The sequence below is a fragment of the Pseudomonas sp. PDM05 genome, from assembly GCF_014851685.1.
GTDB lineage: Bacteria > Pseudomonadota > Gammaproteobacteria > Pseudomonadales > Pseudomonadaceae > Aquipseudomonas.
The window spans coordinates 76,700-93,547 of sequence record NZ_JACVAC010000013.1 but is presented as its reverse complement, the minus strand read 5'-3'; the positions used below and the strand labels follow the sequence as shown (position 1 = coordinate 93,547).

Annotated in this window: 15 protein-coding genes; 11 read left to right on the top strand and 4 right to left on the bottom strand. The window is 61.3% G+C overall.

Features of this window, described 5'->3' with window-relative positions; genetic code table 11:
- Nucleotides 1-106 precede the first annotated feature (106 nt).
- A complete protein-coding gene (locus tag IB241_RS22305; RefSeq protein ID WP_192300362.1) occupies nucleotides 107-1,000 on the bottom strand; it encodes a LysR family transcriptional regulator in 894 nt (297 codons plus the stop codon).
- 130 nt (nucleotides 1,001-1,130) lie between these two features.
- Here IB241_RS22305 and IB241_RS22300 point away from each other — a divergent pair, with 130 nt between their 5' ends.
- The 6 genes from IB241_RS22300 (at nucleotide 1,131) to IB241_RS22275 (ending at nucleotide 9,131) form a co-directional block, all read left to right on the top strand.
- On the top strand, nucleotides 1,131-2,777 hold the full coding sequence (locus IB241_RS22300; RefSeq protein WP_192300361.1) for a GMC family oxidoreductase: 1,647 nt from the start codon (nucleotides 1,131-1,133) through the stop codon (nucleotides 2,775-2,777).
- Between the two features lie 65 nt (nucleotides 2,778-2,842).
- Entirely contained in the window at nucleotides 2,843-4,465 is a 1,623-nt protein-coding gene (locus IB241_RS22295) for an MFS transporter (RefSeq protein WP_192300360.1), read from the top strand.
- Between the two features lie 242 nt (nucleotides 4,466-4,707).
- The gene (locus IB241_RS22290; RefSeq protein WP_192300426.1) at nucleotides 4,708-6,657 is read left to right on the top strand and encodes a DNA topoisomerase III; all 1,950 of its coding nucleotides are present in this window, start codon (nucleotides 4,708-4,710) and stop codon (nucleotides 6,655-6,657) included.
- Between the two features lie 132 nt (nucleotides 6,658-6,789).
- The gene (locus IB241_RS22285) at nucleotides 6,790-7,230 is read left to right on the top strand and encodes a CBS domain-containing protein (protein WP_024074507.1); all 441 of its coding nucleotides are present in this window, start codon (nucleotides 6,790-6,792) and stop codon (nucleotides 7,228-7,230) included.
- 8 nt (nucleotides 7,231-7,238) lie between these two features.
- The gene (locus IB241_RS22280) at nucleotides 7,239-8,084 is read left to right on the top strand and encodes an NAD-dependent protein deacetylase (protein ID WP_192300359.1); all 846 of its coding nucleotides are present in this window, start codon (nucleotides 7,239-7,241) and stop codon (nucleotides 8,082-8,084) included.
- A gap of 717 nt (nucleotides 8,085-8,801) precedes the next feature.
- Nucleotides 8,802-9,131 (top strand): hypothetical protein, encoded by a 330-nt coding sequence (locus tag IB241_RS22275; RefSeq protein ID WP_192300358.1) that lies wholly within the window; start codon nucleotides 8,802-8,804, stop codon nucleotides 9,129-9,131.
- Between the two features lie 125 nt (nucleotides 9,132-9,256).
- Here the strand turns inward: IB241_RS22275 and IB241_RS22270 are convergent, their stop codons facing one another.
- Nucleotides 9,257-10,159, bottom strand: coding sequence for a LysR family transcriptional regulator (locus tag IB241_RS22270; protein ID WP_192300357.1), 903 nt, complete (start codon nucleotides 10,157-10,159; stop codon nucleotides 9,257-9,259).
- 186 nt (nucleotides 10,160-10,345) lie between these two features.
- Here IB241_RS22270 and IB241_RS22265 point away from each other — a divergent pair, with 186 nt between their 5' ends.
- From IB241_RS22265 to IB241_RS22255, 3 genes are read left to right on the top strand one after another with little or no spacing between them, the layout of a single operon-like run.
- Entirely contained in the window at nucleotides 10,346-11,044 is a 699-nt protein-coding gene (locus IB241_RS22265; RefSeq protein ID WP_192300356.1) for a CoA transferase subunit A, read from the top strand.
- A gap of 34 nt (nucleotides 11,045-11,078) precedes the next feature.
- Entirely contained in the window at nucleotides 11,079-11,738 is a 660-nt protein-coding gene (locus tag IB241_RS22260; RefSeq protein ID WP_192300355.1) for a CoA transferase subunit B, read from the top strand.
- A gap of 11 nt (nucleotides 11,739-11,749) precedes the next feature.
- Nucleotides 11,750-12,931: an acetyl-CoA C-acetyltransferase gene (locus tag IB241_RS22255; protein ID WP_192300354.1), complete on the top strand. Its 1,182-nt coding sequence runs from the start codon at nucleotides 11,750-11,752 to the stop codon at nucleotides 12,929-12,931.
- Between the two features lie 668 nt (nucleotides 12,932-13,599).
- Here the strand turns inward: IB241_RS22255 and IB241_RS22250 are convergent.
- The gene (locus tag IB241_RS22250) at nucleotides 13,600-14,022 is read right to left on the bottom strand and encodes a PaaI family thioesterase (protein WP_192300353.1); all 423 of its coding nucleotides are present in this window, start codon (nucleotides 14,020-14,022) and stop codon (nucleotides 13,600-13,602) included.
- 157 nt (nucleotides 14,023-14,179) lie between these two features.
- On the opposite strand from IB241_RS22250, the gene IB241_RS22245 reads away from it, so the two are divergent.
- The gene (locus tag IB241_RS22245; RefSeq protein WP_192300352.1) at nucleotides 14,180-14,965 is read left to right on the top strand and encodes a DUF4349 domain-containing protein; all 786 of its coding nucleotides are present in this window, start codon (nucleotides 14,180-14,182) and stop codon (nucleotides 14,963-14,965) included.
- On the opposite strand, the gene IB241_RS22240 is transcribed toward IB241_RS22245, so the two are convergent.
- On the bottom strand, nucleotides 14,966-16,051 hold the full coding sequence (locus tag IB241_RS22240) for a DUF1615 domain-containing protein (protein ID WP_192300351.1): 1,086 nt from the start codon (nucleotides 16,049-16,051) through the stop codon (nucleotides 14,966-14,968).
- Nucleotides 16,052-16,192: 141 nt separating this feature from the next.
- Between IB241_RS22240 and IB241_RS22235 the strand changes: the two genes are divergently transcribed.
- Complete coding sequence (locus IB241_RS22235; protein WP_192300350.1) at nucleotides 16,193-16,807, top strand: LysE family translocator; 615 nt, start codon at nucleotides 16,193-16,195, stop codon at nucleotides 16,805-16,807.
- The last annotated feature ends 41 nt before the right edge of the window (nucleotides 16,808-16,848 follow it).

Sequence of the window (16,848 nt, the reverse complement as noted above, 5' to 3'; positions counted from 1 at the left end):
GTGGGAGCGGGCTTGCCCGCGAAAGCCGAGTGTCAGTCAGTAGATGTGTGACTGATTCACCGCATTCGCAAGCAAACCCGCCCCCACAGGTTTAATCCGGTTTCAGTCAGTTGGTTTCGCCGAGCAGCAACCCTTGCTCCCGCGCACACAACCCCACCACGTAATCCCACAACACCCGCAGACGCACCGACTTGTGCAGCTCCCGGCGCGAACTGATCCAGTAGCTGCGCTGGATGTTCTCTGCCGGCAACAACGGCACCAGGTCCGGGTCGCCAGCCGCCATGAAACACGGCAACACGGCAATCCCCAGCCCCGAACGCGCCGCCTGGTGCTGGGCGATCACACTGGTGCTGTGAAACACCACCTTGGGGTTGCGGCAGAAGCTGCTGAGGAATTTCAGCTCCTGACTGAACAGCAAGTCGTCCACATAGTCGATCCACGCGTGCGCCGCGAGATCTTCACGCTTTTCAATCGGCGGACTGCGGTCCAGGTACGCGCGACTGGCGTAGAGGGCCAGGCGATAGTCGGTGAGTTTGCGCGTGACCAGCTGATCGACACTGGGGCGTTCCAGGTGGATGCTGATCTCCGCTTCACGGTTGAGGATGCTGACAAAGCGCGGCACGGCCACCAGCTCCACTTCCAATCCAGGGTAGCGATCAAACAACCCTCCCATGCGACTGGCGAGGAACATCACCCCCAGGCCTTCGGCGACGCCCAAGCGGATCTTGCCCAACGGCGCAGCACTATGGGTGAGTTCGTCTTCGGCCAGCAGCGCGACGTTCTCCATGGCTTCGGCGTGCTTGAGCAGCGCTTCGCCGGCTGGCGTCAGCTCGTAGCCCTGGGCGTGTTGCACGAACAACGCGGTGCCGAGGCTCTTCTCGATGGCCTCGATATGCCGGGCGACGGTGGCGTGGGTGGTTTTCAGGCGCTGTGCGGCGGTGATCAGGCGGCCGCTGCGTTGCAACTCGAGAAAATAGCGCAGGTCATTCCAGTCGAACATGACACCTCCATTGCATCAGCCTGGGCGGCGCTGTTTAAAAACGCACAGCAGCTGGGTAAAAACTAACATTTTTAAGACGAAAACTAACAACTAGGATGGGGGCAATAAGAAAAACAAGCGAGCCCTTCAGATGCCCACTGCAACTGCTGAATTCGACTACATCGTCGTCGGCGCCGGCCCCGCTGGCTGCCTGCTGGCCAATCGTCTGTCCGCCAACCCCGCCCACCGCGTGCTGTTGCTCGAAGCCGGTGGCCGCGACAACTATCCCTGGATCCACATCCCCGTCGGCTACCTGTTCTGCATCGGCAACCCGCGCACCGACTGGTGTTTCAAGACCGAAGCCCAGGAAGGCCTGCAAGGCCGTGCATTGAGTTATCCACGGGGCAAGGTGTTGGGTGGCTGCTCGTCGATCAACGGCATGATCTACATGCGTGGCCAGGCCCAGGATTACGACGGTTGGGCGGCGGCAGGCAACCCGGGCTGGGCGTGGGACGAGGTGTTGCCGCTGTTCAAGAAAAGCGAAAACCATTTTGCCGGCAGCTCGCCATTTCACAGCGATGGCGGTGAATGGCGTGTCGAACAACAGCGCTTGCACTGGCCGATCCTCGATGCGTTCCGCGATGCAGCGGCGCAAAGCGGCATCGCCAACACCAACGATTTCAACACGGGTGACAACGAAGGTTGCGGCTACTTCCAGGTCAACCAGAAGGCCGGTGTGCGCTGGAATGCGGCCAAGGCGTTTCTCAAGCCGATCCGCCAGCGGCCCAATCTCACAGTGCTGACCGGCGTGGAAGTCGATCGCGTGCTCCTGGAAAACGGCCGCGCCTCGCAAGTGGTCGGCCGCCAGCTGGGCCAGTCGTTGAACTGGAAGGCGCGCAAGGAAATCGTGTTGTGCGCCGGCTCAGTCGGTTCGCCAGGCATTTTGCAGCGTTCGGGGATTGGCCCTTCCAACGTGCTCAAGCCGCTGGGCATCAACCTGCTGCATGAATTGCCCGGCGTCGGCGGCAACCTGCAGGATCACCTGCAACTGCGCCTGATCTACAAACTGGAAAACGCCCGCACCCTCAACCAGATCGCCGGTTCCGTGTGGGGCAAGCTGGGCATGGGCCTGCGCTACCTGTATGACCGCAGCGGCCCACTGTCGATGGCCCCCAGCCAACTCGGCGCGTTTGCCCGCTCGAGCCCGGAGCAGACCTCGGCCAACCTTGAATACCATGTGCAACCGCTGTCCCTGGAGCGCTTTGGCGAACCGTTGCACGGGTTCCCGGCGTTTACCGCCTCGGTCTGCGACCTGCGTCCGCAAAGCCGTGGCCGTGTGGACATCCGCTCGGCCAACCCGGCAGATGCGCCGCTGATCCGGCCCAATTACCTCAGCCATCCGCAAGACCTGCGGGTGGCTGCCGATGCGATCCGCCTGACCCGCCGCATCGTCGCCGCGCCGGCCCTGCGCCCGTTCAAGCCGGTGGAATACCTGCCCGGCGACGCGCTGCAAACCGAGGACGAACTGCACGAAGCCGCCGCGCGGATCGGCACCACCATCTTCCATCCGGTGGGCACCTGCCGCATGGGCAACGATCCGGATGCCGTGGTCGACGCCCAACTGCGCGTGCATGGCGTACCCGGCCTGCGCATCGCCGATGCCTCGATCATGCCGCGCATCACGTCCGGCAATACCTGTTCACCCACGCTGATGATCGCGGAAAAAGCCGCACAGCTGATCCTTTCGCCGAATACAAGGAGCCTTGCCCCGGAGAGAGAACTGGTCCATGCAATCTGAATAGCGGCGCCACACCTGGCGCCGACAGTGGAACAACAATAAATAATCACTGTGAGGGCTACCCGATGTCAGAACATGTTCAAACCCTGGGCTCGGCGGCAGACGCGAGCACCGGTAACGAATCCAAGAAGGTCATCTTCGCCTCGTCCCTGGGGACGGTGTTCGAGTGGTATGACTTTTTCCTTTACGGCGCCCTTGCGGCGGTGATCAGCAAGCAGTTCTTTGCCGGGGTCAACGACACCACGGCCTTCATCTTTGCCTTGATGGCCTTTGCGGCCGGCTTTGTGGTGCGGCCGTTCGGCGCACTGGTGTTCGGGCGCCTGGGCGACATGATCGGGCGCAAATACACGTTCCTGGTGACCATCATCTTGATGGGCGTGGCGACGTTCTGCGTGGGGTTGTTGCCGACCTATGCGAGCATCGGCATTGCGGCGCCGATCATCCTGATCGTGCTGCGCATGCTGCAAGGCCTGGCACTGGGCGGCGAATACGGCGGCGCGGCGACCTATGTGGCCGAGCATGCCCCAGCGGGCAAGCGCGGCTTTCATACCAGCTGGATTCAATCCACCGCGACCGTCGGCCTGTTGCTGTCGCTGCTGGTGGTACTGGCCTGCCGTTACTTCACCGGCGACCAGTTCGAAGTGTGGGGCTGGCGTATTCCGTTCCTGTTTTCCATCGTACTGCTGGGCATTTCCACCTGGATTCGCATGAGCCTGCACGAGTCGCCAGCGTTTCTGAAAATGAAAGAGGAAGGCAAGGCGAGCAAATCGCCGATCCGTGAGTCGTTCGGCAAGTGGGAAAACCTCAAGGTGGTGCTGATCGCGCTGTTCAGTATCAACGGCGGCCAGGCAGTGACCTTCTACGCGGCGCAGTTCTATGTGCTGTTCTTCCTCACCCAGTTCCTGAAAATGGACCCGGCCCTGGCCAACATGTTGTTGATCATCAGCGTGGTGATTGGCGCACCGTTCTTTATCTTCTTCGGCTGGCTGTCGGACAAGGTCGGGCGCAAGCCCGTGCTGATGCTCGGCCTGCTGCTGGCGACCGCGCTGTACTTCCCGATCTTCAAGAGCCTGGCGCACTACACCAACCCGGCCATGGACCAGGCCAGCCAACAGGCACCAATCACCGTGCTGGCCGACCCGGCCACCTGCACCTTCCAGTTCGACCCGGTGGGCAAGGCCAAATTCGACAGCCCATGCGACAAGGTCAAGACCTTCCTCGTCAAGCAGGGCCTGCCCTACAGCAGCGCCGCCGCCCCAGCCGGCAGCCCGGTGCAGGTCAGCATCGGCGAAGTGCGCATCGACGGTTTTGACGAAGCGGCCCTGCGTGGCGCGGTGACCCTGGCGGGCTACCCGAGTTCGGCGGACGTGGCCCAGGTCAACAAAACCATGGTGGTGGTGCTGATCGTCGCGCTGATCCTGATCGCGGCCATGTGCTACGGCCCGCTGGCGGCGTTGATGGTGGAACTGTTCCCGACGCGCATCCGCTACACCTCGATGTCCCTCCCCTACCACATCGGCAACGGTTGGTTTGGCGGGTTCCTGCCGACCGTGTCGTTTGCGTTGGTGGTGTACACCGGGGATATTTTCTACGGCCTGTGGTATCCGGTGGTGGTGACCGGGGTGAGCCTGGTGGTGGGGATGATCTGCCTCAAGGAAACCCGGCACGTGGACATCGACAATAACTGAGGGCCCCCTGAACACGGGAGATTCCCCGTGGGAGCGGGCTTGTGTGGGAGCGGGCTTGCCCGCGAAAGCAGTGGATCAGTCAACCATGTATTGGCTGACACGCCGCCTTCGCGAGCAAGCCCGCTCTCACATTTGTTTTGCGGCGGCCACACAAATTGCTGTACATCCATACAGATAATGGTTGATCAATGCCCGCTGACTGAGCATCCTGCACAGCATCAACCCGATCTGATGTGATGACCATGCGGCTGTACCTCTGTGAAAAACCCTCCCAGGCCAAGGACATCGCGGCCGTGCTCGGCGCCAGTCGTCGCGGCGACGGTTGCTGGCTGGGCAATGGGGTCACGGTCACCTGGTGCATCGGCCACCTGCTGGAAACCGCCCCACCCGATGCCTACGACGAAAAGTACAAGCGCTGGGTGCTGGCCGATCTGCCGATCGTTCCGGAAAAATGGAAGATGCGGGTCAAGCCCAAGACCGCCAGCCAGTTCAAGGCGGTCAAGCGCCTGCTGGGGGAAGCCCAGGAACTGGTGATCGCCACCGACGCCGACCGTGAAGGCGAGATGATCGCCCGCGAACTGGTGGAGCACTGCCGCTATCGCGGGCCGATCCAGCGCCTGTGGCTGTCGGCGTTGGATGACGCATCCATCCGCAAGGCCCTCGCCGCACTCAAGCCCGGTGCCGAGACCTTCAGCCTCTATCACTCGGCCCTTGGCCGTTCCCGCGCCGACTGGCTGATCGGCATGAACATGAGTCGCTTGTTTACCCTGCTCGGGCGTCAGTCCGGCTATCAAGGCGTATTGCCCGTGGGCCGCGTGCAGACTCCGACCTTGCGCCTGGTGGTGGACCGCGACCGCAGCATCGCCGACTTCGTGCCGGTGGCGTACTGGGCCATCGATGTCGACCTGCGACACGCGCACATGACCTTCACCGCCCAATGGCGCGCCGCCGAAGATGCCTGTGATGACCAGGGCCGCTGCCTCAACCTGCCATTGGCGCAGGAGGCCGCCGCTGGCATGCGCAACGCCGCCAGCGCACGACTGGTCAAGTTGCGCACCGAGCGCATGCGCGACGTGGCGCCCCTGCCCTTCGATCTGGGTACCCTGCAGGAAATCTGTTCGAAAAAACTCGGCCTCGGCGCCCAGGAAACCCTGGACATCGCCCAGTCGCTGTACGAAACCCACAAGGTCATCACCTACCCCCGTAGCGACTGCGGCTACCTGCCGCTGAGCCAGCACGGCGATGCACCGAAAATTCTCGCGGCGCTGGGCCGTGCAGATGCGGCAGTGAATGAACTGATGCCCCATCTCGACCCGCAACGCCGCTCCCGAGCGTGGAACGACGCCAAGGTCAGCGCCCACCACGGCATCATTCCCACCGGCGCGGGCAAGGATGTCGGGCAACTCACCGGCAAGCACCGCGCGGTGTACACCTTGATTCGCGCACGTTACCTGGCGCAGTTCCTGCCCATCCATGAATACGATCGCACCCAGGCCGACTTCGACTGTGCAGGGCAAGCGTTGCGGGCGGTGGGCAAGGTTGTGATCGAACCGGGCTGGAAGCGCGCCCTGCCGGAAGCCCTGGCGCCGGCAAAGGGACGTGACGTTGCGACGCCCCAAGCCTTGCCGCCATTGGTTCAGGGCCAGGATTACGCGGTGGACAAGGTCAACCTCAAGGACCTGTGGACCCAGCCCCCCAAACCCTTTACCGAAGGCGACCTGATCAAGGCGATGAAAAACGTCGCCAAGCTGGTGCAAGACCCGCTCCTCAAGCAAAAGCTCAAGGACACCACCGGCATCGGCACCGAAGCGACCCGTGCCGGGATTATCCAGGGCTTGCTGGACCGTGGTTACCTGGTGAAAAACGGCAAGGCCCTCTCGGCCACCCCGGCGGCATTCAGCCTGATCGACGCCGTGCCCCGCGCCATCGCCGACCCCGGCACCACCGCGATCTGGGAGCAGGCCCTGGACATGGTGCAAAGCGGCGAGATGAGCCTGGAAGAATTCGTCGCCAAACAAGCGGCCTGGATGAGCAAGCAGGTGGCACGTTGCAACGGCCTGCGCATGACCATCAGCGGCCCGGCGAGCCCGGCAGGCCGAGGGGCTGCCCCCTGGAAAAAGAAGCGAAAGAGCGCTCCACGCAAGACCGCGGCGGGCCCCAAGCGCGGCAAAAAACCGACAAATGCCGGGTAAAACGGGAAAAAAACCGGTGAATGACGTTTTTCGACGGGTTTAACGCCGCTTTGGACCTTGCTCCAGCGTGAGCCGTCTAGGATTCTGTAGGGGACCCGCTGACTTCCAAACAACAACACCGGAGTGGCCGCCATGAAAACCGTTGCACAAGTGCTCAAAGCCAAGGACCAGAAAAACCAGGAAGTCCATGTCATCAAACACGACCACACCGTGTTTGAAGCGCTGGTCCGCATGTCGGAGAAAAACGTCGGGGCCTTGCCGGTCGTCAAGGATGGCGTAGTGGTAGGCATCATCAGCGAACGGGACTACGCGCGCAAAATCATGCTCAAGGGCCTGTCGTCGGTCACCACGAAGGTCCACGAGGTGATGAGCTCGCCGGTGATCACCGTCGACACCCATAAAAAGGTCGATGAGTGCATGAATATCATGACCGACAGTCACCTGCGCCACCTGCCCGTGGTCGAAGACGGCAAACTGCTTGGGCTGCTGTCCATCGGCGACCTGGTGAAAGAAGCCATTGCCGACCAGGCTGATCTGATCAAGCAGCTGGAGCAATACATCCGCGGCGAATAGGCGACCCCATGCTCGATAGCCTTGCACATCAGGAAGACCACCTCGAGACCCTGCACCGGGCCATGGCGCAACGGCGCTTTCTGGTACTGACCGGTGCAGGGATCAGCACGTCTTCGGGAATTCCCGATTATCGCGACAGCGAGGGTGTGCGCCGAGGCAGGGCGCCGATGATGTACCAGGAGTTCCTCGCCACCACGCAAGCCCGCCGCCGTTATTGGGCACGGGCGATGCTGGGTTGGCCGAAGGTGCGAATCGCCCAGCCGAACGCGGCCCATCGGGCGCTGGCAACTCTGCAACAACGCCAGCGCATCAGCGGGTTGGTCACACAAAACGTCGACACCCTGCATGACCAGGCCGGTAGTCATGACGTGATCGAACTGCACGGCAGCCTGCACCGCGTGTTATGCCTGGACTGCCAACAGCGCAGCGAGCGCGACGTGATCCAGCAATTGATGGAGACCGAGAACCCCTACCTGGCCGGCGTCGACGCTGTGCAAGCCCCCGATGGTGACACGCTGCTTGATCCGGCGTTCGAGGAGCGCTTCCAGGTACCCCGCTGCCCCCATTGCACCGGTCAACGCTTGAAACCGGATGTGGTGTTCTTCGGCGAGAACGTCGCCCAAACCACGGCCGCCAAGGCAATGGCGGCCGTGGCGGATGCCGAGGGGTTGCTGGTGGTGGGCTCATCGCTGATGGCGTACTCGGCGTTTCGTCTGTGCAAGGCGATGGTGGAGCAAGGCAAGCCGGTGATAGCGATCAACCTGGGCAAGACGCGTGGGGATGAGTTGTTGCAGGTAAAGATCGAGGCATCGTGCGAGCGGTTGTTGCCGTTGCTTGTTGAGCGCTTGAGATAGCAACACTACCACTCGTTTCAACTATGGAGCTGGCTTGCCTGGGATAGCGGTATTTCAGTTACAGATGTATCAACTGGCTGATCGGTTTCGCGGGCAAGCCCGCTCCCACAGGTGATTGGTGTTGATGGATAGTGAGTGCTCGGCTGGAGCTGTCGAGCTTTAGCGAGGCTGCGAAGGCGGCGACACTGTTGGTAGAGGTGTTGCGCCGCAACCCTAGAATCTCCCACAGGGGGTTTGTGTCGAGTGGACCATCCTGGATCCAAGACCACCCACACCAAAAAATGACGCCCAAGTCACATTTCCACGCATCTCCCCGTGTCCACGACGATTTATGTAGTGATCAAAAATAATCACTACATAACCGTTGACGTAACCTTTTTGTCCTTGCATTATCGAGACGTCTCCCGGATCGGGAGCGTTGGCAACAGGTGTTTTGAAAGAGCTCGTCTGACCGCCGAGCTGTTTTTTCCGGATGTGCACTGCCCACAAGGCAGATTGATGAAGCTGACCGGCCCGCAAGGATCGGTACAAGGAGCTCAAACGCTGCTTGTCTTCGTTATGAAACCATTGCGTAGCAGTTCATCAGCAAAACTACATGCATCAGGTTCAAGACCCTGCCCGTATTCGGCAGACAGACGCTGACGCCCGGTTTTCGGAACCGGAGACAACTAACGACGTATCAATTGATAGATCGCCAACTGGTCAAGGGGCTTACACATGAATCTGAACAACCAACCAACTATCGATGAATTGGCTGAGATGTTCGCAGCGCAGAAAGACACTCTCGACGACCATGTCCTGTGGATTGGCAAGTCGGGCGAAGTGCAACTTGACTGCCTGGCGCCCAATACCCAAGAAGCCGAGTTTGACCGTAATAACCGTGAGTTGGCAGCGCGCTTGAAGGTGTACCGCCGCGGCCAGGGTTATGTCGGCAAGAAGGCTGCGGCTGATCGCAACTTTATCGAGCAAGTATTCGACACACTTAATAATGCTTGGGCGGCCGTCAAGGACAGCTCGCAAGTTAAAGTGATTGATCGCTACTACTAGAAAGTAACTCGCGCACTACTGTGGGAGCTGGTTTGCCTGCGATAACGGTTTAAACTTCAACACTGTTGTTGAATGTTAAATAGCTGTCGCAGGCAAGCCAGCTCCCACACTTGTTAGCGGTGTATTCAAAAAGTCGGAAACCGCCCCTTCGCCGCTTCATCGCGAAAAATATCAAACAGCACTTGAGCCGCCGCCGACAGTTCATGCCCCGGCTTGGTCAGCACACCAATCGGCCGTTCAATCACCGGATCGTTCAAGGTGATGCAATGGGCGCCCGCCTCCTCCATTTGCCGCGCACACAATGCAGGCACGGCGCTGACGCCCAAACCGCTCGCCACCATCTTGCCCACCGTCGCCAATTGATGGCTTTCCAGTGCTACCGGCAACTTCATCTGCAAGTCGCCCAGATGTTCTTCCAGCATTACCCGAACCGTTGATGGCCGCTGCAATGTGATGAACGGCTGATCCAGCAAGGTTTTCCAGTCAATTTCGCTGCGCTTGGCCAACGGCGAATCGCCCGGCACCACCGCAATGAAGCGATCCAGATACAGCGGGGTAAACGCCAGTGACGAGCCTTCAGCGGGCTCGAACGCCACACCCAGTTCCACCTGGCGTTCGCGCACCATCTCCAGGACCTGTTCGTTGATCAAATCATGCACCGTCACATTCACCTGAGGGTAACGCGCGCGGAATATCTTCAGGATCGGCGGCAACAGGTTGCCGGCGAACGAAGGCATCGCGGCGACTGTCACGCGCCCGCGCTGCAGGGTAAAGCGCTGGCGCAGTTCGTCTTCGGCGTTGTCCCAGTCGGCAATCAACCGGCGAGCCAGGGGCAATAGGGATTCACCTTCAGGGGTCAGCGCGACGTTGCGGGTATTGCGGCTGAACAAGCGCCCACCCAGCCCTTCTTCGAGGCCCTTGATGGTCAGGCTCAGCGCCGATTGGGAAAGGTGCAGGCGCTCGCAGGCGGCGGCAAAACTCAGGCTCTGGGCCACGGCGAGAAAGGCCCGCATCTGTTTAACGGTCATGGGAAGCTCCAAGCTGCAAGTTGAAAGCTGCAAGTGAACGCCGCGTGTTACCGCTTGTAGCTTACGGCTTGAAGCTGATTATGCTGTTTTTCAAACCAATCAACCTTAAAAAACAACTTAACAAATCAATCCAGCAGCGCAACACTCGGTTCATTGGCTGGCCCACAAACAATAAAAGAGGTGCATATGGCAGGTTTCGATAAACGCGTGGCGTCCTATGAAGAAGCGCTGGCAGGCTTGGAAGACGGCATGACCGTACTTGCCGGTGGTTTTGGCCTGTGTGGCATTCCGGAAAACCTCATCGCCGAAATCAAGCGCAAAGGCACCCGCGACCTGACTGTGGTTTCCAACAACTGCGGCGTCGACGGTTTTGGCCTGGGCGTACTGCTGGAACAAAAACAGATCCGCAAAGTGATCGCATCCTACGTCGGTGAAAACGCCCTGTTCGAAAAGCAGCTGCTCAGCGGCGAAATCGAAGTAGTGCTGACTCCCCAAGGCACCCTGGCGGAAAAAATGCGCGCAGGCGGCGCCGGCATCCCGGCCTTCTTCACCGCCACCGGCGTGGGCACTCCAGTTGCCGAAGGCAAGGAAACCCGCGAATTCAACGGCCGCCCGTACCTGATGGAAGAGTCCATCACCGGCGACTTCGCCATCGTCAAGGGCTGGAAAGCCGACCACTTCGGCAACGTCATCTATCGCCACACCGCCCAGAACTTCAACCCGCTGGCCGCCACCGCCGGCAAGATCACCGTGGTCGAAGTCGAAGAAATCGTCGAACCGGGCGAGCTGGACCCGGCGCAGATCCACACCCCTGGCATCTACGTCGACCGGATCATCTGCGGCACGTTCGAGAAGCGCATCGAACAGCGCACCGTACGCAAATAATCTGCCTCCAGCCCGAACAATAAGGACTCATAAAATGGCTCTTACCCGCGAACAAATGGCTCAACGCGTCGCCCGCGAAATGCAGGACGGCTTCTACGTCAACCTCGGCATCGGCATCCCGACCCTGGTGGCCAACTACATCCCCGAAGGCATGGAAGTGATGCTGCAATCGGAAAACGGCCTGCTCGGCATGGGACCGTTTCCTACCGAAGACACCATCGATGCCGACATGATCAACGCCGGCAAACAGACCGTCACCGCACGCATCGGCGCGTCGATTTTCTCCTCCGCCGAATCCTTCGCGATGATCCGCGGCGGCCACGTCGACCTCACCGTGCTTGGCGCGTTTGAAGTGGACGTAGAGGGCAACATCGCCTCGTGGATGATCCCCGGCAAGCTGGTCAAGGGCATGGGCGGCGCCATGGACCTGGTGGCCGGCGCAGAAAACATCATCGTGATCATGACCCATGCGTCCAAGGACGGTGAGTCCAAGCTGCTCAGCCGCTGCAGCCTGCCGCTGACCGGCGCGAACTGCATCAAGCGCGTACTCACGGACCTGGCGTACCTGGAAATCGAAAATGGCGCTTTTGTCCTCAAGGAACGCGCACCTGGCGTCAGCGTTGAAGAGATTGTGAGCAAGACCGCCGGTAAACTGATCGTCCCGGACCACGTTCCAGAAATGCAATTCCAGTGAGGACAGATCTCATGCAAGACGTCGTGATTGTTGCTGCCACCCGCACCGCCGTGGGCAGCTTCCAGGGTTCGCTGGCGAATATTCCGGCACCGGAACTGGGCGCCGCCGTGATCCGTCGCCTGCTGGAGCAAACCGGCCTCGACCCGGCCCAGGTGGATGAAGTGATCCTTGGCCAGGTGCTGACCGCAGGCTCAGGCCAAAACCCGGCGCGCCAGGCGTCGATCCTCGCCGGCCTGCCCCATGCGGTGCCGAGCCTGACCCTGAACAAGGTTTGCGGCTCCGGCCTCAAGGCCCTGCACCTGGGCGCGCAAGCCATTCGCTGCGGCGACGCCGAAGTGATCATCGCCGGCGGCATGGAGAACATGAGCCTGGCCCCCTACGTATTACCCGCCGCGCGCACCGGCTTGCGCATGGGCCACGCGAAAATGGTCGACAGCATGATCAGCGACGGCCTGTGGGATGCGTTCAACGATTACCACATGGGCATCACCGCCGAGAACCTGGTGGACAAGTACGGCATCAGCCGTGAAGCCCAGGACGCCTTCGCCGCAGCCTCCCAGCAAAAAGCCGCGGCAGCCATCGAGGCCGGACGTTTTGCCGACGAAATCACGCCGATCCTGATCCCCCAGCGCAAGGGCGACCCGGTGGCCTTCGCCGTGGATGAACAGCCACGCGCCGGCACCACCGCCGAGTCCCTGGGCAAGCTCAAACCCGCGTTCAAGAAAGACGGCAGCGTCACCGCCGGCAACGCTTCGAGCCTCAACGACGGCGCTGCCGCGGTACTGCTGATGAGTGCCGACAAGGCCAAGGCCCTCGGCCTGCCGGTGTTGGCTCGCATCGCCAGCTACGCCAATGCCGGCGTCGATCCGGCGATCATGGGTATCGGCCCGGTCTCGGCCACCCGCCGCTGCCTGGACAAAGCCGGCTGGAGCCTGGGCGACCTGGACCTGATCGAAGCCAACGAAGCCTTCGCTGCGCAAGCGCTGGCGGTGGGCAAAGAGCTGGAGTGGGATGCGGACAAGGTCAACGTCAACGGTGGCGCGATTGCCATCGGTCACCCGATTGGCGCTTCAGGTTGCCGTGTGCTGGTGACCCTGCTGCATGAAATGATCAAGCGCGATGCCAAGAAAGGTCTGGCGACGCTGTGCATCGGTGGTGGCCAAGGTGTGGCCTTGGCCCTCGAACGCAGCTGATTGGCAAGAGCAACATGGACAAGGCCCGGTTCCACGAAAACCGGGCCTTTTCTTTACCCGCTCAATCTGAATAAACACAGTCCCAGGGTGGAAGCTGTTGAGCTTTAGCGAGGCTGCGAAGGCGGTGGCATGGCTGGTAGAGGTGTTGGCTGAACCACCGCTTTCGCGGGCAAGCCCGCTCCCACAGGGGATTGGTGTTGATGGATAGTGAGTGTCCGGCTGGAGATCGCCCAGGCACTGCTAGTCCCCTGTGGGAGCTGTCGAGCTTTAGCGAGGCTGCGAAGGCGGTGGCACTGTTGGTGGAGGTGTTGGCTGAACCACCGCTTTCGCGGGCAAGCCCGCTCCCACAGGTGATTGGTGTTGCTGGGGAGTGAGTGTTGGCTGGAGATCGCCCAGGCACTGCTAGTCCCCTGTGGGAGCTGTCGAGCTTTAGCGAGGCTGCGAAGGCGGTGGCACTGTTGGTGGAGGTGTTGGCTGAACCACCGCTTTCGCGGGCAAGCCCGCTCCCACAGGTGATTGGTGTTGCTGGGGAGTGAGTGTTGGCTGGAGATCGCCCAGGCACTGCTAGTCCCCTGTGGGAGCTGTCGAGCTTTAGCGAGGCTGCGAAGGCGGTGGCACTGTTGGTAGCGGTGTTGCGCCGCCCCCATAGAATCTCCCACATTTGATCTTTATTGCCTGTCGGATTGGGGCACCGCAAACACCGCATTCGCCCGCGCCACAACCTTGTCCCCCACCTGCAGGCTCACCGTGGCAAACGCCATCTGCCGCCCACGCTTGTGATGCTCCAGCTTCACCACAATCCACTCCCCCACCTGCACCGCGCCCAGGTAATCCAAGGTCATGCTTGCCGTGATCAACGGTAACGGCGGCTCGCTGGAAAACGCCATCGCATAACCCATACCGACATCCGCCAGAGTCGCCAGCACGCCGCCATGCACGGTGCCACGGCCATTGGCGTGGCGATTATCGGCGCGCAGGCCGATCTCCAGTTGCAGGCCTTCGCCCCGGCAATACGCAGGCCCCAACAGATCGAGCAGCGGACTGCTGCGGGGCAGCGAGACAAAACCTTCGGGCACGGCGTGGGCGATCATGGCGATTCTTCCTTGGAGTCAGGCTTGAGGTGTACGCCAGACTCCTGGGGACGGCCAGCACCATCAACGGTACAAATCCTCCACGATGCTTTGCGTTAATCCCCCAGACCCGCTTTAATCGCCGTCCAAATTTCCCCGTACCTCCCAAGGAACCGCAATGCGCCATCCGGACGGCAAAGCCACACCGTTTTTCTTGATCTTGTTCGCAGGCTTGACCCTCGCCGGTTGCTCGCCCAAGGACCACTCCAGCGCCAGGGCGATCAACGGTGAACAAAGCCAGGCCGGTGCACAACTAGCCTATGAACACGAGCTGACCCTGGCCCTGCCCGGCGCCCTGCTCGCGCCGCGCATGCAGGCCACGCGCGAGGCCTGCGAGACGGCACGTTTTGGTGCCTGCAATATCCTCGGCATCACCGAGGACGGTAACGGCGGCGAGATCATCCTGCGCATCGCGCCCACCGGCGTGGAGCCGATCGTCGCCATGGCTGCCGAAGGCGGCAAGCTCGGCCAACGCATCACCACCGCCGAAGACCTGGCCGACGCCGTCGCCGATGTACGCCGCCGCCAGGACCGCCTGCAAGCCCAGCAACAACGTCTCGACGAGTTGGCCAAGCGCAAGGACATCACCGTCAGTGACTTGATCGCCTTGAGCAAGGAACAGGCCTCCATCGAAAACGAGCTGCAGCAGCTGGCGCAGATCGGCGCCAACCAGCAACGCCGTCTCGACACCAACCGTGTGACCCTGAACTTCCGCTCCGCCGACGGCGCGAACCAGCCGTCACGCTTCAGTCGCATGTTCAGCAACCTCGGCGACAACCTGGTGAACGGCACCGCCGACGCCCTGGAACGCGCAAGCTATGTGCTGCCGTTTGTGATCCTGGCGTTCCCGGTGGTGTGGTTGTGGGTGTGGTTGTGGCGCCGGTTTATCAAGCGCCGCAGCTGATCAGCGCTGCATGCAACGCTGATAGCGCTCATCCACGCGCTTGGCGAACCACGCGGTGGTCAGGTTGCGGGTGATCTTCGGACTCTTGAGCACGATGCCCGGCAGGATCGCCCGTGGCATCGGCTTGCCGGCAGCCTTGTCTGCCAGCGCGAAAACGCGCTTGTAGAGGGTGGTGTCTTCAAAGTCCAACTGCTCACCCTGCTCCAACTGGCTGCGGATGCTCGGGTTACGCATGTCCAGCTTCGCGCCCAGTGAACGCACCGCCAGCTCGGTGGTGCCGGGCAGCAATGAACCGTAGCGGATCAAATCCCCATCCAACGCCAGTTCGGTGCCAGAGACGCGGCTGAGCGCCGCCTGGAATGCCGCGTTGCGGCTGGCGTACCACCCCGCGTTGAAGTCGGCGAAGCGGTACAGCGGCTGGTCGTAGTTCACCGGGTAGCCGAGCAGATGGGCAATGCCAAAGTACATGCCACCGCGCCTGGTGAAGACTTCGCGTCGGATCGTGCCGTCAACCGTGTAGGGATAACCCCGCGCCTGTTTCTGTGCAAAGTCGATGCTGACTTGCATGGGACCGGCGGTATGCACCGGGTTGAAGCCACCAAACAAGGTGTTGCCAAGGGGCACCATGCTGATGAAATCGTCAAAGATGCCGCTGAGGTCCTTCTCTGTGCGTGCGGCATTCAGGCGGTCGGCGTAGGACTTGCCGGTGGGCGAGCGCAACTGCAAGGCGCTGCGTACCACAAAGGCCGGCACATGGACTTTTCCGGCACGCCGCAGGATTTCATCCCCAGCGATCTTGCCCATGTTCGGCACAGGCGGGTCGACCTGATAGGTGGACTCCTGCTCGGTCACTGCCAGTACGGCGCAGATGTTCTCGGTGCTCGGGTAGATCTTCTGGGTGTCGAAGGCGGTGTAGATGTCCTGGGCCCAACCGTTGCGGTCCGCGAGTTGTGCAGGCAACAAGCGCACAATCTGCGCCTTCACCTCGGCTTCGCTACGCGCCGGCTGTTGCGGGCCGCGCGAGGTGGAACAACCGGCCAGCACCAGCAACGGGATGAGGCACAGGATCAGGCGGCTTAGGGACATGGGCGCTTCCTTGAATAACGGCGGGACCGGGTATATCGACCGGCAAGTGTAACCAGGGTTCGCGAAACGGACGCGCTCGCCAACCGGCGCCTATCGTGACAGGATCTGTCATCGACCATTCCTACAAGGAGTTTGAATGCCATGCTCAGCCTGAACTTCCTCGTCACGTGCCTGATTGTGGTGCTGATTCCCGGCACCGGGGTGATTTTTACCGTATCCACCGGCCTCACCGCCGGCAAACGCGCCAGCATGTTCGCAGCGCTGGGCTGCACCGCCGGGATCATCCCGCACCTGCTGGCCTCGATTCTCGGCCTGTCCGCCCTGCTGCACACCAGTGCCCTGGCGTTCGACATGCTCAAGTATGCCGGCGTCGCCTACCTGCTGTATGTGGCCTATGCCACCTGGCGGGATCGCTCGGCGTTTGCCGTCAGTGACACGCCCACGGTCGCGAGTGCGCGCAGCCTGATGCTGCGCGCCTTCTTGATGAACATTCTGAATCCGAAGCTGACCATTTTCTTCCTGGCCTTTTTGCCGCAGTTCGTCGCGCCGGGCAGCACTTCGCCTAGCGTGCAACTGCTGGTACTGAGCGGCGTGTTCATGGCGATGACATTTGCGGTGTTCGTGGCGTATGGCCTGCTGGCCAATGTCTTTCGGCGCGCGGTGATCGAATCGCCACGGGTGCAGAACTGGCTGCGTCGCAGTTTTGCGGCGGCCTTTGCGGGGTTGGGGTTGAATCTGGCGTTTGCGCAGCGCTGATAGGCAACACAAAACAATGTGGGAGCGGGCTTGCTCGCGAA